The organism is Endozoicomonas sp. ALD040, assembly GCF_049275945.1.
GTDB lineage: Bacteria > Pseudomonadota > Gammaproteobacteria > Pseudomonadales > Endozoicomonadaceae > Endozoicomonas_A.
Genome location: NZ_CP184829.1, coordinates 3,164,255 through 3,182,470, shown reverse-complemented (window position 1 = coordinate 3,182,470; position 18,216 = coordinate 3,164,255). Strand labels below are relative to the sequence as shown.

At 46.8% G+C, this 18,216-nt stretch carries 20 protein-coding genes; 10 read left to right on the top strand and 10 right to left on the bottom strand.

The window, feature by feature from the left end; all coding sequences use genetic code 11:
* The first annotated feature begins 6 nt into the window (after nucleotides 1-6).
* Nucleotides 7-642, top strand: coding sequence for a LysE family translocator (locus ACOJUN_RS11505; protein ID WP_317143599.1), 636 nt, complete (start codon nucleotides 7-9; stop codon nucleotides 640-642).
* A gap of 322 nt (nucleotides 643-964) precedes the next feature.
* Here ACOJUN_RS11505 and ACOJUN_RS11500 read toward each other — a convergent pair whose 3' ends face one another.
* The 9 genes from ACOJUN_RS11500 to ACOJUN_RS11460 all read right to left on the bottom strand — a co-directional run bounded on the left by ACOJUN_RS11500 (nucleotide 965) and on the right by ACOJUN_RS11460 (nucleotide 9,113).
* Nucleotides 965-1,126 carry a hypothetical protein gene (locus tag ACOJUN_RS11500; RefSeq protein WP_422136745.1) on the bottom strand — a complete coding sequence of 54 codons (162 nt, stop codon included), beginning with the start codon at nucleotides 1,124-1,126 and terminating at the stop codon, nucleotides 965-967.
* A 168-nt stretch (nucleotides 1,127-1,294) separates the two neighbouring features.
* The gene (locus ACOJUN_RS11495) at nucleotides 1,295-2,305 is read right to left on the bottom strand and encodes a TniB family NTP-binding protein (RefSeq protein ID WP_422136744.1); all 1,011 of its coding nucleotides are present in this window, start codon (nucleotides 2,303-2,305) and stop codon (nucleotides 1,295-1,297) included.
* A complete protein-coding gene (locus tag ACOJUN_RS11490; RefSeq protein WP_422136743.1) occupies nucleotides 2,305-4,311 on the bottom strand; it encodes a transposase in 2,007 nt (668 codons plus the stop codon). The genes ACOJUN_RS11495 and ACOJUN_RS11490 overlap by 1 nt, the downstream gene beginning before the upstream one ends.
* Nucleotides 4,286-4,939, bottom strand: coding sequence for a TnsA endonuclease N-terminal domain-containing protein (locus ACOJUN_RS11485; RefSeq protein WP_422136742.1), 654 nt, complete (start codon nucleotides 4,937-4,939; stop codon nucleotides 4,286-4,288). The genes ACOJUN_RS11490 and ACOJUN_RS11485 overlap by 26 nt, the downstream gene beginning before the upstream one ends.
* Nucleotides 4,940-5,091: 152 nt before the next feature.
* Nucleotides 5,092-6,342 (bottom strand): ammonium transporter, encoded by a 1,251-nt coding sequence (locus tag ACOJUN_RS11480; RefSeq protein ID WP_422136741.1) that lies wholly within the window; start codon nucleotides 6,340-6,342, stop codon nucleotides 5,092-5,094.
* 232 nt (nucleotides 6,343-6,574) lie between these two features.
* Entirely contained in the window at nucleotides 6,575-6,913 is a 339-nt protein-coding gene (glnK, locus tag ACOJUN_RS11475) for a P-II family nitrogen regulator (protein ID WP_422136740.1), read from the bottom strand.
* 474 nt (nucleotides 6,914-7,387) lie between these two features.
* Nucleotides 7,388-7,750 carry a hypothetical protein gene (locus ACOJUN_RS11470; protein ID WP_422136739.1) on the bottom strand — a complete coding sequence of 121 codons (363 nt, stop codon included), beginning with the start codon at nucleotides 7,748-7,750 and terminating at the stop codon, nucleotides 7,388-7,390.
* Between the two features lie 25 nt (nucleotides 7,751-7,775).
* Nucleotides 7,776-8,039 (bottom strand): hypothetical protein, encoded by a 264-nt coding sequence (locus ACOJUN_RS11465; protein WP_422136738.1) that lies wholly within the window; start codon nucleotides 8,037-8,039, stop codon nucleotides 7,776-7,778.
* Between the two features lie 48 nt (nucleotides 8,040-8,087).
* Nucleotides 8,088-9,113, bottom strand: a complete 1,026-nt coding sequence (locus ACOJUN_RS11460; protein ID WP_422136737.1) for a serine hydrolase domain-containing protein — start codon at nucleotides 9,111-9,113, stop codon at nucleotides 8,088-8,090.
* A 138-nt stretch (nucleotides 9,114-9,251) separates the two neighbouring features.
* Between ACOJUN_RS11460 and ACOJUN_RS11455 the strand changes: the two genes are divergently transcribed.
* From ACOJUN_RS11455 to ACOJUN_RS11440, 4 genes are all read left to right on the top strand, one after another.
* Nucleotides 9,252-9,515, top strand: a complete 264-nt coding sequence (locus ACOJUN_RS11455) for an accessory factor UbiK family protein (RefSeq protein WP_422136736.1) — start codon at nucleotides 9,252-9,254, stop codon at nucleotides 9,513-9,515.
* Between the two features lie 290 nt (nucleotides 9,516-9,805).
* Nucleotides 9,806-10,207, top strand: a complete 402-nt coding sequence (locus ACOJUN_RS11450; protein WP_422136735.1) for a hypothetical protein — start codon at nucleotides 9,806-9,808, stop codon at nucleotides 10,205-10,207.
* 87 nt (nucleotides 10,208-10,294) lie between these two features.
* On the top strand, nucleotides 10,295-11,014 hold the full coding sequence (locus ACOJUN_RS11445) for a hypothetical protein (protein ID WP_422136734.1): 720 nt from the start codon (nucleotides 10,295-10,297) through the stop codon (nucleotides 11,012-11,014).
* Between the two features lie 145 nt (nucleotides 11,015-11,159).
* On the top strand, nucleotides 11,160-12,671 hold the full coding sequence (locus ACOJUN_RS11440) for a YifB family Mg chelatase-like AAA ATPase (protein ID WP_422136733.1): 1,512 nt from the start codon (nucleotides 11,160-11,162) through the stop codon (nucleotides 12,669-12,671).
* Nucleotides 12,672-12,786: 115 nt separating this feature from the next.
* On the opposite strand, the gene phnW is transcribed toward ACOJUN_RS11440, so the two are convergent.
* Complete coding sequence (gene phnW, locus ACOJUN_RS11435; protein ID WP_422136732.1) at nucleotides 12,787-13,929, bottom strand: 2-aminoethylphosphonate--pyruvate transaminase; 1,143 nt, start codon at nucleotides 13,927-13,929, stop codon at nucleotides 12,787-12,789.
* Nucleotides 13,930-14,212: 283 nt separating this feature from the next.
* On the opposite strand from phnW, the gene phnR reads away from it, so the two are divergent.
* The 5 genes from phnR to ACOJUN_RS11410 all read left to right on the top strand — a co-directional run bounded on the left by phnR (nucleotide 14,213) and on the right by ACOJUN_RS11410 (nucleotide 18,103).
* Nucleotides 14,213-14,938: a phosphonate utilization transcriptional regulator PhnR gene (gene phnR, locus ACOJUN_RS11430; protein WP_422136731.1), complete on the top strand. Its 726-nt coding sequence runs from the start codon at nucleotides 14,213-14,215 to the stop codon at nucleotides 14,936-14,938.
* Nucleotides 14,939-15,037: 99 nt separating this feature from the next.
* The gene (locus tag ACOJUN_RS11425; RefSeq protein ID WP_422136730.1) at nucleotides 15,038-15,706 is read left to right on the top strand and encodes a phosphonatase-like hydrolase; all 669 of its coding nucleotides are present in this window, start codon (nucleotides 15,038-15,040) and stop codon (nucleotides 15,704-15,706) included.
* A 16-nt stretch (nucleotides 15,707-15,722) separates the two neighbouring features.
* A complete protein-coding gene (locus ACOJUN_RS11420) occupies nucleotides 15,723-16,856 on the top strand; it encodes a TIGR03364 family FAD-dependent oxidoreductase (RefSeq protein WP_422136729.1) in 1,134 nt (377 codons plus the stop codon).
* A gap of 298 nt (nucleotides 16,857-17,154) precedes the next feature.
* Nucleotides 17,155-17,622 (top strand): DUF29 domain-containing protein, encoded by a 468-nt coding sequence (locus ACOJUN_RS11415; RefSeq protein ID WP_422136728.1) that lies wholly within the window; start codon nucleotides 17,155-17,157, stop codon nucleotides 17,620-17,622.
* Nucleotides 17,612-18,103, top strand: a complete 492-nt coding sequence (locus ACOJUN_RS11410) for a DUF29 domain-containing protein (RefSeq protein ID WP_422136727.1) — start codon at nucleotides 17,612-17,614, stop codon at nucleotides 18,101-18,103. Before ACOJUN_RS11415 ends, ACOJUN_RS11410 begins: the two co-directional genes overlap by 11 nt.
* Nucleotides 18,104-18,216 lie beyond the last annotated feature (113 nt).

The window sequence follows — 18,216 nt, the reverse complement described above, 5'->3', positions numbered from 1 at the left end:
GCACCAGTGCTTTTATTTTTCTTTCTTGCGGTATCAGTAATGGTAATTACTCCAGGGCCTAATGGAGCACTTATAATAAAAACAGTTTCAAAATATGGAAAATTGCATGGTTATCATAATGTGCTTGGAATAGTAGCAGCATTTTTTATACACGGTACTTTATCTATATTCGGATTATCAGCAATTATATTGACTTCTACTGGGATCTTCAATGCAATAAAAACTATAGGAGCTATATATCTTGCATATTTGGCGATTAAAGCTTTTATGTCATCTATTAAATATAGAGAATTAAAGAGTGATGGATACAACATCGAAAAAGGACGGTGCCTTTATAGGAGAAAATACATCTTATCTTTAACAGAAGGACTCTTGACTAATACTTTAAACCCTAAAGTTTCGTTGTTTTATATTTCTGTGTTCCCACAATTTTCAGGCTACTACGGTAGCAATATTGCAACGCTATATAGTCTTGTCACTATTCATGCTATCTTCGCTTTTTTATGGTTTTCCCTAATGACAATATTTGTATCGAAGAGTATTTCATTTACTAATTCACAAACCTCAAACTTTGTCATCCAGTTCAGTGTAGGGTGCATTCTGTCCGTTTTTTCATACAAAGTGTTAATTCTTGGAGTTTAGCATTAAGTCTTTAAAAATCAATGAGTTACATGCATTTTCTGACGTAAAAGCAATTTTGTAGGCCGATAGATACTCCCTTTCAATGGCCTTCATGTCACGTCTGAAATTCTGAAATGCTCTCTTGTCACTCGGTGAGCATGGTACCCTAAGAAATGGGCCAAATGGGGAAATAAGCTTTCCATGCCTTTTACCGTTCTGAAATAACCAGCCTTGGTCGACTTTCTTTGAGACCAGTGCGCCGATCTCTTTACAACTGCTGAACTTTCGCATTATCAACATCCTTGAAGGCAGGTGCATTCATACACCTGCCATATTCATTTACTTACTTTTTGGAACTTCCTGTATTCTTAGCTGCAGCAGACTGTGCACGAGAAGCAAAACTGCCACTGGAAACCTTTCCACCATCTGCTTTAGCTTCACTGCTCTGGATGCGTGCCGCTGCACTGGGTGTCATAGGAGCACTGGTCTTGGACTTATTAGCCATGAGATAACCCTCAAGCGTTCTACACAACCCACCGTAGGTTGCGTTTCGAGTCTCGCTTTGGAGACAAGGTTGAGGTTACGAAAGAAGCGGGGAGTTGGCGGCAGCGTGGGTGGTGAAAAATTTTTTATTTTTGTGTAGGCCAGATAAAACCTGACCTACACGTGGACTCTATAATATCTCGGATAGAGTTCTCACTTCTGTAAATGTTTCCTCAACAACTGGATTTACTCCTCTCTTTGCATTTTGATCCCAGTACGATGGTTTCTCTAGCTCAACAAATTCTATCTGATCAAGGTCTTTCATACGGAATGGATTTTTATCCTCTGGAAAGAATACCTCACATGCTTTCAGAAAATGGTCGTAAGTAATTTGTCGAGTACTTTCTTTGATTGCAAGGAATGCAGCTTGATCGATAACATTCCTTAAAACCCGCAAATTGCCACGACTCACCACAAAAAGTCGAAGAGATATTTCTCGACTCTTCAAATTCGCTTTTTCTTCAAACCCAAGCTCCTCGTCCAATTCATCCAGAAAGTTGAGATAAATTGCCTTTTTTGGTTTGTCTGAGATGATAAATGGAGACAGATATCTTCTACGAAGAAAACGACTTGCTAACTGGGAGTTCTGTTCAATGGCATGCAGGCACCAAGGCATCCCAAACAGGATAAAAGGTCTTTTGGTTTCAATGATTAGCCTTTTTAAGCACTCTGTAGCGTCATATACCAATTTTCTACTTTCGTGTTCCAGAAACCCCTGGGCTTCATCAATAATGAAAAGCTCAATACCAAGCTGATCCACATATTTAACTATTAATTGCAGCAGATCCTCCTCATCCAGTTCCTTGTAATCTTCAATCTCCTGACCAATGGCTTTTAGAATCTTGATCAACAGGCCTCTCTCTGACAGTTTCGTAGGCAAGACACAATATACGACAGGCATTATTGATCGATCCGCCTTCTCATAGCGCTTATGGTCATTTCTAAATTTTTCGATTTGTGCTGACTTACCTGCTCCAGTGTCTCCGTAACATAACATGCATGGTGGTTCTCCCCCGTACTTTGCCAGCTCCTTACATTCTTCCATGTCACTAAAAACAAGGTTATGAATCTCCATCCAGATTCGCAGGTCTCTGACGTAAGCACTTCTCTTTTTTTGCCAGTCTGACAGTACTAACGCCATTACTCTTCACCTCCAGAAGAACTCCAAGCTGAACGGTCAATAGGAACATACCAATCATCTTTTTGATCTGATGAATCACTGGAATTGGAGCTCACTGCATTATTTCCAGGCTCCTTGGTTACACTTGTCAAAGAGCCTGTTGAGTTGTCTGCGACTTTGGCATACCTAGCAGCTCTGACAGACGTACTATTTTTTCCGGTTCTTCCATGACTTTCCCAACGCTCAATCTCCTTTCGAACCAACTCTTTGATAGCGTCTCTTGCCGCTACAACGTCATCATGCCTGTATTTCGCACAAATATATTTCCGAGCGTACTTTTTATGTACCTTATGCTGCCATTCAGAGAGACCATCAGCATATTCAAAATCGACAGCAGGTACTTTCAAGTAACGCCGCTCCGATTCATTAAACACATGAATATACCCAAGGTCATCAGGGTCAACTTTGTACATGACCGTACCGCTACCGATTCTGCCTCTCAACATAGCCAGTTCATCTGAGTCATATCGAAGATTTGAATACTGAACACCACCACGACGCAACTTGCTGTACTTGGTTCGACCTAAGATAACATCCAGTCTTTTTGGATCTACATGCCGAGGAGGGAAATCAAGGATGGCTTCCTTCCAGGCAAGGTCAGGAATAATGGTTCCTTTCGCTACTGGTTGCTGCTGATAAATATCCACTACCCAGGTATATAGAATTTCTGTGAAGGTAGTAAAAGTTATTACGGCGTTTTTGGCTGGGTCATAGTCACCTCGCTCAAGGATATTGCAGAAGGTTTTACCCGGTAGATCAATCAACAATTGTTTATTGATGGTTCCATATAACCTCTCAACCTTCCCTTTCAGCCACGGCTTTTGCACAGGATTATATTGGGTCTGGATGTTTAACTCTGCCAGAACAACCTCAAGGTCTTTTGACCAAAACTCTTTTCCATTATCAAAAACAAACAGCTCTGGCACACCAGAGCAAATCCATGGATTCTGTATCTCCGGATATTTTTCACTAATATAATTTTTGGGAATAATTATCGACTTGAGCAGCTTTATAAGAGACAAAAAGCTCGGTGGATGAAAGCCTATATAGAAGCCAGTAATAGAGCGAGACAAAGCATCTATGGAAGTAGTCAGCCAGGGACGTCCAAGAGGTAGGAAGTTCTCATCATCAACAACAAAGACATCAAGCTTCGTATGATCGACTTCTACTCGTTGTAAAACCCTTTCTAGGTTCAAGGACTTACCTGTAGAAGAAAACTCAATATCAGCCTTTCTCTTTCCTTCTCTTGCCATCATCAATTCATAGGGCGGCTCAGCTTTTATACGTTTTCGGAATATGTCATAGCAAGGTGTTTTGAGTTTTTCATCTTCAGATCTTTGCTTGTTCGCCTTTGTTATATAACCATCAAGGTTATCCCACGCTTCCTGAATCGATATACGTTCTTTGGTCTTGTATGTTTCTATTGCCTGCTTTATGAAATCCTCAACTTCCTCTGGTAGTCTGCTGGTATGATTTCCCTGCTTAATATAATCCGTAAATAATGCTTTCACTGTTTGACCATTGGAACTGTACGCAGCATTCCAGCGTGCGAGAGTTCTCCAACCAGGAGGTTTTGAGTCATTCAGCTCTCTGGCAATCTCAGGAATTAATGGAGAAAGTGATTTCTCTGTCCAAGAATCAACAGATTTTCGCAATTTACTGACATATTTGAATCTTCGTAGTACTTCTTCTCTTTGCTTTTTGGGTAAGCTGGCTAAATCTTCAGATAAAGAATCCTCTTCCAAGCTTTCTGGACTATTGATCACAAACTCAACTCTTCCAGCAGCCAGACTGGTTTCAATCTCTTCTATGCTTTTTTTGAGAACCTCACCACTTTGCAAAAGATCTCTTAGAGCAAGCTCCTTTTCATTGCGATTCTCCACTCGAAAAAGTTTTTCAACTTGCGTTTCCTCCTCTGGAAAAAACTTAAACACAGTTCCTTCAGTGAAACGCTGGACGATGGTCATGGCATATTCTCACTACAGAGTCTTTGGTCAAGGGAGAAGTATCTAAGTCAGTGGTCAACTCGTTTCTGGCAAGAAGGTCATATGCCAGCGGAAGAAAATAAGGTAGCTCCATATCAGACAGAACAGCATGATCCTGAAGACTTAGTTGCTGTTCTTCGTTTGATCTCACTATTTCAATTATTTTTCTTTGTTCTGATGCTAGAACACCACCAGTCCTATACCTGTGCAGTATTTTCAGATTATTTAGGTAAGGCTGTCTCCGGATATACTCTTCAGTCCACAACAAGAGCTGAGTGCCTGAACGTTCTGCAGCAGCCTTCATGCAATGAAAACGCTCCAGAAAATCTTTCCGCCTGGCAACTCTCTCTGGTTTAACCTCTATATATGGTCTTTCACCTCCTATCATTCGAGACAGAAAATCAGGGGTATATCTGCAAATGCGACCTTCAAAAACATACTCATAACCCTCAGGCTGGGACTCATAGGAGAGTACCTTTGAGCTGTATTCAAGAGGGTAACAACTATCAAATTCGAGCGCTGATTCAGTGAGGATCGTTGAAGGGTTCTTGAGGCTAACGAAACGATGAATATTGTTAACCTTGGATTTTCCGAGTTTTCTACGATACATAAAAAAGACCCCGGTCATACAACACCAGAAGTATTGTTGCCGGGGTCTGTTTTGTCAAAGTCGTCGTTTTATGTCATTCCTAAACGTTTTATGTCACGTTATGGAAGTATCAACACACACGGCGACAGCTTTTTTTAATCACCTGCATCTTATCACTGTTTACCCATAAACTCGGGATAAGCTTCCATACCACATTCGGTCAGGTCAGCACCTTCATACTCTTCTTCTTCAGTAATACGCAGACCAAGTATCTGCTTGATAGCAGCCCAGACGATCAGGGAAGAGAGGAATACCCAGGCGAAGATTGAACCGATACCCAACAGCTGGGCGCCGAAAGTTGCACCGTCGTTGGTCAGCGGTACTGCCAGCAGACCCCAGATACCTACAACACCGTGTACTGAAATGGCACCCACTGGATCGTCGATGCGCAGTTTATCCAGTGCCAGGATGGCCAGAACAACCAGAGAACCACCAACGCCACCGATCAGAGTCGCAGATACTGCGGTTGGTGTCAGCGGCTCAGCGGTAATGGATACCAGACCGGCCAGAGCACCGTTCAGAGCCATAGTCAGATCAGCCTTACCGAACAGGACACGGGCTATGATCAGAGCAGCAATGACACCACCAGCAGCACCAGCGTTAGTGTTGACAAAGATCTGGGCGACAGCGTTCGCACTTTCAACATCAGACAGTTTCAGCTGAGAACCACCATTGAAACCGAACCATCCCAGCCACAGAATAAAGGTACCCAGAGTAGCGAGTGGCAGGTTGGCACCGGGGATCGCATTAACAGCACCGTCTTTACCGTACTTGCCTTTGCGTGCACCCAGAAGCAGCACACCTGCCAGAGCGGCAGCAGCACCAGCCATGTGCACAACACCGGAACCTGCGAAGTCCTGGAAGTTAGCTTCGTTCAGGAATCCACCGCCCCATTTCCAGAAGCCCTGAACGGGATAGATGAAGCCAGTCATGAAGACCGCAAACAGCAGGAAAGACCAGAGTTTCATGCGCTCTGCAACCGCACCGGAAACGATCGACATTGCAGTCGCTACAAAGACCACCTGGAAGAAGAAGTCTGAACGTACAGAGTAGTATGGCGCATCATCACCACCCGCAGTTACCGCTGCAACCGTGTTTTCAGTACCAATCAAAGAGCCAAGGACCGGCAGGATACCGCCTTCATTGGTTCCAGGGTACATAATGGCGTAACCACAGAGCAGGTACATGGTAGAGGCAATCGCAAACAGGGCGATATTCTTTGTTAGAATTTCAACGGTGTTTTTAGAACGGACCAGACCGGCTTCGAGCATGGCAAAACCGGCTGCCATCCACATTACCAGCGCACCGGACATCAGAAAGTAGAAAGTATCGAGTGCGTACGACACTTGAGCCAGATTTTCCACAGGGCTCCTCCCAAAAAAGTTCAGCAGATAAGTAGTCTTTTGCTACGGCATTTGTGCCCTGAAAACAGTCTCCTCAACTCGGAAACTGTTTCCACATTAGCTATTTTTATTCTTGCGAATGTCGTCTGGTGCTTTTAGTGTATCTGCAACAAACGACGAAGTTTTTTTATTGTTGTGCATGCACCCTGAGAACCATCAATTTCCTGACTATGGTCTCTTGCTGCTCTGCACATCAAACAGCGTCTTCGCCAGTTTCGTTAGTTCTGATCCGAATCGCCTGCTCCAGATTAGTAACGAAGATCTTCCCGTCACCAATCTTTCCTGTGTTGGCAGCTGAAGAAATGGCTTCGATCACCTGATCCAGCAAGTCATCTGCAATGCCGACCTCCAGCTTAACCTTGGGCAGAAAATCAACCACATATTCAGCTCCACGATAAAGCTCAGTATGTCCTTTCTGTCGACCGAACCCCTTAACTTCGGTGACAGTGATACCCTGAACACCAATCTCGGACAAAGCCTCTCGCACGTCGTCCAGTTTGAATGGCTTAATGATGGCTGATACCAACTTCATAAAAGCTCTCCTGAGTGAATCCTGTTGGCCAACAGGGAAAATCCGGACATTGTTATTGTGATCCGCGCTCCCAGCCCTGAATATTCAGCTGATCTAGATTCCAACTGAGTTTGGTGGCTTACATGCAGACAATGTGCCAAATTTTGAAAATAACCTGATAAACGGGTCTTTAGAGTAAAAAAGGCCCATTTCCGTTCACTTGTTAAATTTCATGCACCAACAAAGCCCATCTCTAACAATTCTCGCACTTAAATCGCGCACTCTTCTGATGCAATGGATCAGCCTCTGTCTCTCATACAAAGCCTGGCTAGCTACTTGGGGAACATCGCCGTAACCGCAAAGCGGAACCCCCAACCTTCAGCGCCCTGTTCTGGCGCATCAGCCCAGTAACGCACACCAGCTGCAAAGCTCACCGGTAGCTGGCCTATGCGAACTACTTTTGACAGCACAGCATTTACTGGAATATTCCATTGACTATTCTCCCAATCGTAAGTGCTTTCGGATTGTAGCGTATATGTCCAGCCTTTTTGGGTGCAGGAGAGAAGTACCCGATTGCGAACCGCTGTTACCTGCCACATCATTTTGTTCGATCAAAGGTAGAATGGTTCTGGACACGATATTCCAATTATCATTCATCTCGATGGGTATAACAGGCTGTATATTAACAGTTACTCTGTGCCCGTCTTGAGGACCAAAGCCCGTATCATAATTGGCTTGCACGGGCACACTGATCAAATCAGCGACAGGGTTGGTTAATTTTTTTGCCAGCTCATTGTCGTCACAATAACCTGACAGGCAGAGAATCAGGCTTAAACACGATGACAGAAACTTAAACATAACGACAGTAGACTTTTAAATTACTCTAATCCAGGTACAGGCTGACTCTTCGGCTGAAAGCTTCCATCGGAATTTCCGTAAAGTCGGTAGCAAACCAGACTACTACATTATCTCTGGAAGGTGACACATATAAGCCCTGGCCATTCATACCACTCTTATAGAGGTCACTATCAGCGAATACAGCATCCCACTGATAACTATTAAATAGTGGTGCATCTCTGAACTCTTCTGCCAGCCTGGGCCCAAGTGCGCCTTTCAAATAGTTATCGCGTTCTCCTGATGTTTGCATACGTTTCAGCATTTTTTCTGAAACAATGCGTCTATCGCAAAGCTTCTTCTAACTCGGGGTAAACAACATGCCAAAACGTGCCATATCATCTAAACGAGAGCTGACCAGGCCATGAATAATGGCATTACCCTGCGGACTTAAACCAACTGTTGCATCGCCCGCCATGCTCGCTTTGGACCAAATCCGCTCAGCAACAACCTCTGCCAATCTTTTTTGTGTGATTTCCTCAATTACCAAACCCAACATCTGTGTATTAGCGGATGAATACTCAAAAGCCGTGCCCGGCTTTTTCAGATAAGGAATCGCGAATAAGGCATCGTCGTGGGTGTAAACTTTTCCGTCATCAGCGGGCAAACCAACCTCTGCTCTCACAAAGGCGTTGTAAGGGGTATCACCGCTACGTGTTGCGGGACTTTCCTCTAAATTGAGGCCCGACTGCATATTCAACACATCAAATAGTTTCACTTTCCCCCAAGCTGTACTTTTTGCTTTGGGTAGATAGTCTGCCACGGTTTTCTGTAGATCAATACGCCCTTCCTCTTCCAGCAAAGCGATGAGCGTGCCGACGATCAGTTTTAAATTCGACATCCACACATGGCGGTCGTTCTCTCTAATGCCGGGGTATTGCTGGTAGACAATTTCGCCGTTTTTGACAACCAGAACGCCCTGAACCGGTGAATGCTTATCCAGGATCACTTGCTCGAATGTAGTGGATTCGCCGTCTTTTTTGAGTGCGATTTCAGCAATTGATTTCCTGGCATTTTCATTAAGCCTGACCACCCCTCCATCATGGTAAATCATGGCTTGCGGAAGAAACTCACCCAAGTGCAAATAAGAGTAAGCACCCGATTCGGTAATATTTAGAAACTTGCTCAAGCTCCACTCATTATGCAACCGTCGTGCATCGGTCAGGCTATAACCATGTTTGATTGCGTGCACCGAGAAATCTTCGGTTGGCGTGGCGTAGGCGTCGTCTCTGTTACCCGCTGCGCTGACACTGTTTGAGAGGATAAGGCTTACGAACAGAGAGAACCAGCCGAGGGCAGATACAAGTTTGATTTGAGTCTTTGGCATAAGCCAAATCCATGAGTTCACCAAGTCAATGTTCATGAATTAACCAACAATTTAGCACATAAAAGCAGACACGGCGAAATAGCTGCTTGTGGTATCATCACTGCCGGTTTTAAATCACAGCAATTGCAGGAATAATCGATGATCGATAAAGCCTCCCTTATCGGTAGTATTGCCGGCAAAGCAGGACAGGTTCTGGGTGGGCAGAAAAGCCAGACCCGGGAAGATATTGAGCACAACATCAAGGCAATGGTGAGCAGTGCTCTGGCCAAATTTGAACTGGTCACCCGTGACGAGTTTGATGCCCAGGTCGCGGTTCTGAAGCATACCCGTGAAAGACTGGAAGCCCTCGAAAAGAAAGTGGCCGAATTGGAAAAAGCTGGATCGTCCGACGGTTGCTGCTGATGTCATTGGCCGTTCTTGCCCTGAGAACGGCTGCCCCACGCACTGCCAGATTTTACTCTTCACTGACACTTTTCATTGTATAAAAAAATAATTCAAATCAATAAGTTAACTTGAAATCAAAATTATCCCCCTCGGTAGTTATCCCTATAGAGATACTACTTTCTTCGCTATAGCATTGCTCTACAAATTAAGATGACTGCCTCAACTCCATTTGGTAGCAATGGCCATATCCCTACAAAGACAGGATGGCCTCAAGGACAAATAGTGAAAATTTCAGGAGAACAATCACTATGAAACGCGCACTTTCAATGTTTACTCTGCTGATGACCATGGTGATGTCTGGCTTTGCACAGACTGCATCTGCGGCTGGCTGGGAGCTTCTGGGCGAAAAGAAAGTCAGTCGTCGTGCAGAAGTAGACACCATCCGTGTTGGTCTGAGAGACGGTGCTTTCAAGCGTCTGCAGTTCAAGGTCAAAGGTGCAGACGTGGATTTCGACAAAGTGATTGTTCACTACGAGAACGGTCAGAGCCGTGAAGTAGCCATCCGCAGCAAAGTCAGAAAAGGCGGTAGCTCCCGCGTCATTGACCTGCCCGGCAAAGCAAGGGCCATTGAAAAAGTAAGATTCTATTACGACACCGAAGGAACCGGACGCGTTCAGGCCAGTGTTCTGCTGATGGGTAAGTCTGCCTGATAACAGACAACCGAGAAGTGGCAGCTGAACGACTAAGCTTCCGGGTCTGGAGCCATTGAGCTTCAGACCTCTCTGGAGAGAACCCATATGATAAAACGACTGTTTACGTTTTTAGTTTTACTCACCACTTTTTCACCGGTCTCAACAATGGTCCATGCAAGCCCGGGCAATAATGATCGGGATGAAATACGTGAAGAGCGCCGTGACGACCGTCAGGATAATCGTGAAGAGCGTCGAGACGACCGTCAGGACAATCGCGAAGAACGTCATGACGACCGTCAGGATAATCGTGAAGAGCGTCGAGACGACCGCCAGGATAACAGAGAAGACAGAAGAGATGATCGTCAAGACCACCGTCATAATGGCTGGGATGGCCCAAAGGTCATTAAGAACAACCTGGTCGTTGTAGCCCCTAGAAAAAGGGTGATCAGAAACAATATTGTCGTGGTAAGAAACTATGGTAACTCATACTACGGCTATGGCCATTACCACGATGACAACGATGCCTACAAATGGCTGGCGTTTACGGCCATCACGCTGAAAATTCTCGACAACATCAATGAAGCGGCGCAGCGTGCTCACGAAGAAGCACAGATCAAAGCCACTACAGCGCCTGTCGGTGAAAAAATCATCTGGGATGAAGGCGATGCCTCCGGCTATGTTGTTACTACCAAAGAAGGCAAAAGTGCCTCCAGCGGTCTGGTTTGCCGTGAATTTCAACAGTCCATTACAGTAGGTGGTCAAACTGAGGATGCCTGGGGTCAGGCTTGCCTGCAGGAAGACGGTTCCTGGAAAATCATTAACTGACCTCTGCACCGGCCAGCCTGCTGGCCGGGCAATTCTGCCAGCAAATCTCTGAATCACTGCTATTCTCAACCCTTCAGCTTTGCAAAGGCATTCCATTCCGGTGTGCCAAAACAACAAAAACAAGCACAAAAAGAAGGGAGTGTTTATGTCGCGGCTAGCTGTTGTTCAAACCCGCGCCAAAACCGGGCTGGATGCGCCTGCGGTATCGGTTGAAGTGCATTTGTCGGCAGGTCTGCCAGCCCTGAATATGGTCGGTCTTCCGGAAGCTGCTGTTCGTGAAAGCAAAGACAGGGTAAGAAGTGCCATCCTCAACAGTGGCTTTGAGTTTCCGGTTTCCCGTATTACCGTTAATCTGGCACCCGCTGATCTTCCCAAAGAAGGCGGTCGCTTTGATCTGCCTATCGCTCTGGGTATTCTGGCGGCATCGGGCCAGCTCAAACCTGAGTCTCTGGAAGGTTACGAGTTTCTTGGTGAACTGGCCCTCTCAGGCGCGCTGAGACCGATCACCGGCTCACTGCCAGCATCCATAGCCTGCAGCCAATCGGCTCACACACTGCTGCTTCCCCAAATGAATGCACAAGCGGCAGCCCTTTGCCCTGATGCCAGAGTGTTGGGAGCAGAAAACCTGCTGGGCGTCTGCGCTCATCTCACCGGTAATCAACATCTTACAGAAGCCACCTGCAACAGGAATGAATCCCCTGTCGATTATCCCGACCTGCTGGATGTAAAGGGGCAACAACAGGCTAAACGAGGTTTGATGACGGCGGCCGCTGGTGCTCACCATCTGATTTTCTACGGTCCTCCGGGAACCGGCAAAACCATGCTGGCCAGTCGCCTGCCCGGGATTCTTCCCGAGATGAATGACCAGGAAGCTCTGGAAGTGGCCGCCATACATACTTTGTCTTCCTACAGCCAGCCCCCTTCATGGAAGCAGCGACCCTTTCGCAACCCCCATCATACCGCTTCAGCCGTCGCCCTGGTGGGTGGTGGCAGTCAGCCCCGACCAGGAGAGATTTCCTTTGCTCACAATGGTGTCCTGTTTCTGGATGAACTGCCGGAGTTTCAAAAGGTAGCCCTGGAAGTACTGAGAGAGCCCCTGGAAACCCGGGAAGTGGTTATTTCCAGGGCCAAAGGTCAGGCCAGCTTCCCTGCCGGCTTTCAGTTAATTGCCGCTATGAACCCCTGCCCCTGTGGATATCTTGGCGATCCACAGAAAGCCTGCCAGTGTTCTGCCGAGCAGGTCAGACGTTACAAACGAAAACTGTCAGGTCCTTTACTGGATCGCATTGATTTACAGATAGAGGTTTCCAGTCAGAAAACGGAGCGACTTTTTGAAAACCCGCCCGAAGATGAAAACCTGTCAACTGAAAAAATACGTCAACAGGTGATTCAGGCAAGGTCTATCCAGCAGCACAGGCAGGGGAAACCCAACGCCCGATTGTCTGCCAGCGAGATGGATGAATACTGTTCACTGAATAAGCAAGAACAGGATTTTATGACCCGGCTGTGTGACAAACTGGGTTACTCAGCCAGAGCCGTACACCGAATACTGAGAGTGGCCCGAACTCTGGCGGATATTGATGAGGACAAAGACATTCAACAGAAGCATCTTGCTGAAGCGGTGCATTACAGAAAGCTGGATCGTGAACCAGGTTAACCGATAACCTCTCTTTGTTATGAAGCTGTTTTTTCAATCTCTGGCTATCAGCTCAGCGGCTCAGGCAGATCATCTATCAGTCAGCGCTTACTTTCAGGTTCACACCCTGACAGTATTACTGTTCCTGCCAGTACATGCTTTCGGAAACGGCTTTAATCAATCGGCTGATGTCTTCCGGATACACTTCCCCGATATTGCCAATTCTGAAACAGTCAGCATCAGAGACTTTACCGGGATAAATGACGAAACCTTTCCCTTTCAGCTGCTCATAAAAGCGGAGGAATTCATAATCGGGGTGCTCGGGGGAGTAAAATGAAGTTATAAACGGAGAGTGCAGTTCAGTGTCTAACAGGCACCGGAAGCCCAGCTCACTCATACCCTGGACGAGCAAACGCTGATTGCTGGCGTAGCGCTTGTGACGGGCAGCAATGCCCCCCTCTTCAATCAACTCTGCCAGGGCTTGATGGAAAGCCCTTACGGTGTGGGTGGGGGAAGTAAAACGCCACTTACCGTGATTCTTTTCCATGCATTGCCACTGATCATAGAGGTCCAGAGACAGAGAGCGGGCCAGGCCTTTGCATTGGGACAAAAGAGTACGACGAGCTATAACAAAGCCAAAACCGGGTACGCCCTGAATACACTTGTTGGCAGAGCTGATCAGAAAATCAATACCCAGCCCGGCAAGGTCAATCGGCACACCGCCGAAGCTGCTCATGGCATCAATAATCAGAATACAGTCGTGTTTCTTCACCACCTGTGCGACTGCTTCAACAGGGTTCAGCATGCCTGTTGTGGTTTCACAATGAACAATGGCGACATGAGTGATGGCTTTATCTTCAGAGAGTACCTGATCAATTTCCCCCGGCGTCGGCGGATTAATCTCACCACAATTCAGAACACTGTGGGGAATATTCAGATACTCGGCAATCCGGGCAATACGGGCACCGTAAGCCCCATTGTTAATGACCAGTAATTTCCCTTCATCAGAGATAACCGACCCGACGGTTGCTTCTACCGAAGCAGTACCACTACCCTGCATGAGAACGGCGGTGTAGTCATCAGTATCCGAGGCCAGTTTAATCAGCTGACTGCGGATCTCTTCAACCACGCCAAGGTTGTAATCATCGTCCCAGGTACACCAGTCACGCAGCATCGCTTCTCGGACACTGGCAGAGGTTGAGAGGGGTCCCGGAGTCAACAGAAGATAAGGATTTTCCAGGCTCTTTTCTTTCACAGTGGGCACTTCTTTTGTAGACATGACTTTAATGAGACACCTGTAGAAACAGAAATTTCAATCGTCTGGTATATACCAATTGGTACAAAATCATGATGGAGACACTTTTTTCTGTAAATACCCAGCGACCACTCTTCATAAAAATTTCACATTCATACCAGTCTGGAAACAACAGCTAAAAGAGCTCCCCCAACGTCAGTCAAGCAAATAGTTAATTGTCATAAAAGCGATCATTTAATTGTCATAAAAGTCGTTTAGTATGGTCTATACCAGTTGAAAATCCATTGACCCTTAGAGAATAGTATTTATGGGACAGGGAAAAAATCAGTATCAAATCATTCGCACGGCCCTGAACGAGCAGATAGAAAGCGGGGCATTAAAACCGGGAAGCAAGCTACCCTCGGAGCGATTGCTGAGTGAAAAATTCGGTACCACCCGCATTACTCTCAGAGAGTCATTGTCATCACTGGAAGCCGACGGACTGGTCTATCGAGAAGATCGCAGAGGCTGGTTTGTTTCTCCGCAAAGAGTGACCTATGACCCTACGGTGAATGCTAACTTTCATACCATCGTTACCCGCCAGGGCAGAGTACCCGGTACCCGGATGATCCATGCTGAACGGGTTCCAGCACCGCCCAGGGTTCAAAAGCTACTTCAGATCCCAGCTCTGACCCCTGTGTATCGGCTGCAACGCCTTCGTTCAGTGGATGGGCGAAATGTCCTCTACGTTGAAAATTACATGAACCCTGCCTACTTCCCGGATCTGCTCAAGCATGATCTGTCTCGATCACTCTCCGATATCTATCAGGAGCATTATAACCGCCAGTATGCCCGGGTCAGTTTCAGGTTGTACCCGGTAGGCCTGAATGCCGAGGCTTCTTTGCACCTCAAGGTCACCACGGGCAGTTCCGGTTTGTTGGTTGAGCGAACAAACTACGATCAATCGAATGTCTTGATTGACTGTGACTTTGAGTATTGGCGGCAGGATGCGGTGGTTATAGCCGCTGACACCACTGTGAGCCCCATGACTTGAGAGTCATTAATACCTGCTGGTGCCAATGGTATGAGCCATTTTCTTACTGAACGTCCAAACCCTTTAATTTCCGAATCTGAAAAATGAGAAGAGGTCACAATGAACAAAATTCAACTCGCGGTTTTTGATATGGCTGGTACCACGGTCAATGAACACAACGTCGTTTACAAAACCGTTCAGAAGAGCCTTGTCGACGCAGGCTACGATTTCACTCTGGACGAAGTCCTTGAGCATGGCGCAGGCAAAGAGAAGCATCAGGCCATAAAAGATACCCTGTCGTCCAAAGGCTTTGACCACTCGGACTCGGAACAAATCTTCCAGTCCTTTAAAAAACAACTGACACGGGCCTATGAAGAACTGGCAGTCACCTCTTTTGACGGCGTCCCCGAACTTTTGAAAGAGCTGCGGGCAAGAGGCATCAAGGTCGCACTCAACACCGGCTATAGCCGACAGGTAGCAACAGGCCTGCTGAAAAAGATGAACTGGCTGCCCGGGGTCGAATTCGACACCCTGATCACTGCGGATGATGTAACAAACGGCAGACCAGCACCGGACATGATTGAGCTGGCCATGGAGAAAACCGGTATTCACGACAGTTCACAGGTACTTAAAGCCGGAGATTCAGCCATTGACATCGAGGAAGGAAAAAACGCCCACTGCGGTATCACGGTTGGCGTGACTACAGGCGCCCAGACCCGGGAGCAACTGGCAACAGCCGCTCCAACGCTGGTGCTCGACAGCCTGGCCGATATCCTTAAGCACATTTGAACACAGGGAGACACCTTTGAAATACGATTTAATGGTTGTCGGTGCAGGTATTCTTGGCACTTTTCACGCCTTCGCTGCTGCGAAGCGGGGGTATAAGGTACTGCTGGTTGAAAAAGACAGTCAACCGGTACAGGCCACCGTCAGAAACTTTGGCATGGTTGTTCCATCCGGCATGACAGCAGACCTGCTGCCGACCGCCCTGGACTCTCTGAGCATTTATCAGACCCTGCAAGATCAGTTTGATATTTCAGCCCGAAGAAATGGCAGCTGGTATATAGCCTCCGATGACCAGGAGTTGGCCATGTTGCAAGAGCTACACCAACGAAATCAGCAAACGGGCTACCCTTCATCACTGCTAAGTATTGACGAGGTTATACGTGCCAATCCTGCCGTCAAGAAAAGTTATGCAAAAGGTGCCTTGTACTTCCCGGAGGAATTCAGTGTTAACCCCCTGCAACTGATTTACCGCATCATTGAGTTTATTCAGCAGGAATACACCGTTGAATACCGACCCAACACCCAAATCATCAGCATGGAAACCGGGCAGGATGAAGTCATCAGTATGGATTCAGCTGGTGAGCAATACCGGGCTTCAAAAGCGATAGTCTGTAACGGGCATGATTTCAAAACCCTGTTTCCATCACGCTTTCTCAACAGTGATATTGAGCTGGTCAAGCTCCAAATGATGCGTACCAAACCACTGAAGAGCGTCAGTCTCAATGGCAATTTGCTTTCGGGCAGGACTATCAGACGCTATGAGAGCTTTCGCAACTTGCCTTCCTGGAGTGCCGGAGAAAAAGACTCAGAGCTGGATAAGTACGGGATACATATTCTGTTCAAACAGGAGCTTGACGGGTCCATCATCATTGGCGACTCACACGAGTACGCCGATGCCCGCGAGGCAGAGAAACTCTCCTTCACAATGAATCAATCCATCAATGAACGGATGCTGACAGAAGCCAGAAACATTGTTGAGCTTCCTTGCTGGGATATCGCGGAATATTGGGCAGGTTATTATTGCCAGAGTAAAACCGATCACTACTACCAGGATGATATAGACGACAAAATTCATTTTCTCACGGCCATCGGTGGCAAGGGCATGACCCTGGCTCCCGGCATTGCAGAAAAGAATATTGAAAACATCCTTTGACATCCTCCCTGTCGTAAAGAGGGTGTCGCACAACTCCAAAAACTCGTTCCCGTGCTGGTCCGTGGGAACCAGAGTTTTGCGACACCCTATTAAAGTACGGGGTTTTACGCTCATTCGATAAATCTTTCAGCAAACCCATCATTTCTTTGCGATATTGACGGTTCTCCCTGGCATCAATGACCAAATTGACCAGCCCAAAACCACGGGCAAAGCCCCGGCAAAAGCATCTGTGCTTTAGCAATTCATTTTGATTCCCCTATGTTATTTGCCTACAGTGGTAGGGCAATGGAGGTGATTTATGGAAAACTTGTATGACACTGATTTCTACACATGGTCTTATCGACAAGCCGAGCTTATCAGGCAAGGCCGTTTCGATGAACTTGATATGGACAACCTGGTCGAGGAAGTTGAGGACATGGGTAGAGCCCGTTATCGTTCAGTACAGAGCCGTTTGTCTCAATTACTCATGCACTCGCTTAAATGGCAGATGCAGCGTAAAAAAAATGATTTGCATGAGATGGATCAATGGTTCCGAAGCTGGTCAACCAGTATCAGTAAACAACGTATTGCCATTGAGCATGAGCTTGAAGAAAATCCCGCTCTCAATAGTAAACTGGACGAGATTTTGCCAAAAGCCTATCAGTACGCCCGAAAGCTTGCTGCCAACGAGATGCAGTGCAGACCCGACGCTTTCCCGTCTGAGTGCCCATGGACCTATGACGAAATCATGGAAGATGGCTGGCTGCCGGAGGCTGATGATGACTGATTTATACAAAACCGACTACACCGCCTGGCTAAGCCAGCAACGGGAGCTGCTGGCTCAGCGACAATTTCACAAACTCGACATTGACAATCTGTTGGAGGCGATGGAGTACGAAATGGGCAGTACCAGAGATACTCTTGAGTCTCATTTATCGGTATTGGTTTTACATCTTCTCAAATACGATTATCAGAAACGCATTCTGAAAGATTTGTGGGTAGAGGATAAGGTTGTCCAGACGTGGATGCCAAGTATCTACAATTCCAGAGCAGCGATTGAAAAGCAAATTTCAAAACACCCTCATTTACAGCCCATGATCGTGGAGTTATTGGCGGGTGCATATTCCGATGCTTGTCGGCAAGCAGTTAAGCAGATGAACAATTACGCTCGCAGTGAAAGCCAGAAGCTGAGCAAAAAAAGCTTTCCCGGCCAATGCCCATGGACCTTTGAACAGATCACAGATGACGACTGGCTGCCCGGCGACTAAAGCAGCGCAGCAGCCCCAATCCCCGCCACCGTAATAATGGTGCCAAAGACCCCGCCCTGGTTCTGGGCACTCTGCCGAACCGCCGCCTGATTGCACAGCCTCCGACGACCAGG

Bases quoted from the DNA above. Each gene is read 5' to 3' on its own strand.
- ACOJUN_RS11485 (WP_422136742.1), bottom strand. From the start codon at position 4,939: ATGTATCGTAGAAAACTCGGAAAATCCAAGGTTAACAATATTCATCGT.
- ACOJUN_RS11495 (WP_422136744.1), bottom strand. From the start codon at position 2,305: ATGGCGTTAGTACTGTCAGACTGGCAAAAAAAGAGAAGTGCTTACGTC.
- phnW (WP_422136732.1), bottom strand. From the start codon at position 13,929: ATGTCTACAAAAGAAGTGCCCACTGTGAAAGAAAAGAGCCTGGAAAAT.
- ACOJUN_RS11500 (WP_422136745.1), bottom strand. From the start codon at position 1,126: ATGGCTAATAAGTCCAAGACCAGTGCTCCTATGACACCCAGTGCAGCG.
- ACOJUN_RS11490 (WP_422136743.1), bottom strand. From the start codon at position 4,311: ATGACCATCGTCCAGCGTTTCACTGAAGGAACTGTGTTTAAGTTTTTT.
- ACOJUN_RS11450 (WP_422136735.1), top strand. From the start codon at position 9,806: ATGAAACGCGCACTTTCAATGTTTACTCTGCTGATGACCATGGTGATG.
- ACOJUN_RS11425 (WP_422136730.1), top strand. From the start codon at position 15,038: ATGAACAAAATTCAACTCGCGGTTTTTGATATGGCTGGTACCACGGTC.
- glnK (WP_422136740.1), bottom strand. From the start codon at position 6,913: ATGAAGTTGGTATCAGCCATCATTAAGCCATTCAAACTGGACGACGTG.
- ACOJUN_RS11460 (WP_422136737.1), bottom strand. From the start codon at position 9,113: ATGCCAAAGACTCAAATCAAACTTGTATCTGCCCTCGGCTGGTTCTCT.
- ACOJUN_RS11410 (WP_422136727.1), top strand. From the start codon at position 17,612: ATGATGACTGATTTATACAAAACCGACTACACCGCCTGGCTAAGCCAG.
- ACOJUN_RS11470 (WP_422136739.1), bottom strand. From the start codon at position 7,750: ATGTTTAAGTTTCTGTCATCGTGTTTAAGCCTGATTCTCTGCCTGTCA.
- ACOJUN_RS11445 (WP_422136734.1), top strand. From the start codon at position 10,295: ATGATAAAACGACTGTTTACGTTTTTAGTTTTACTCACCACTTTTTCA.
- phnR (WP_422136731.1), top strand. From the start codon at position 14,213: ATGGGACAGGGAAAAAATCAGTATCAAATCATTCGCACGGCCCTGAAC.
- ACOJUN_RS11415 (WP_422136728.1), top strand. From the start codon at position 17,155: ATGGAAAACTTGTATGACACTGATTTCTACACATGGTCTTATCGACAA.
- ACOJUN_RS11465 (WP_422136738.1), bottom strand. From the start codon at position 8,039: ATGCAAACATCAGGAGAACGCGATAACTATTTGAAAGGCGCACTTGGG.
- ACOJUN_RS11455 (WP_422136736.1), top strand. From the start codon at position 9,252: ATGATCGATAAAGCCTCCCTTATCGGTAGTATTGCCGGCAAAGCAGGA.
- ACOJUN_RS11440 (WP_422136733.1), top strand. From the start codon at position 11,160: ATGTCGCGGCTAGCTGTTGTTCAAACCCGCGCCAAAACCGGGCTGGAT.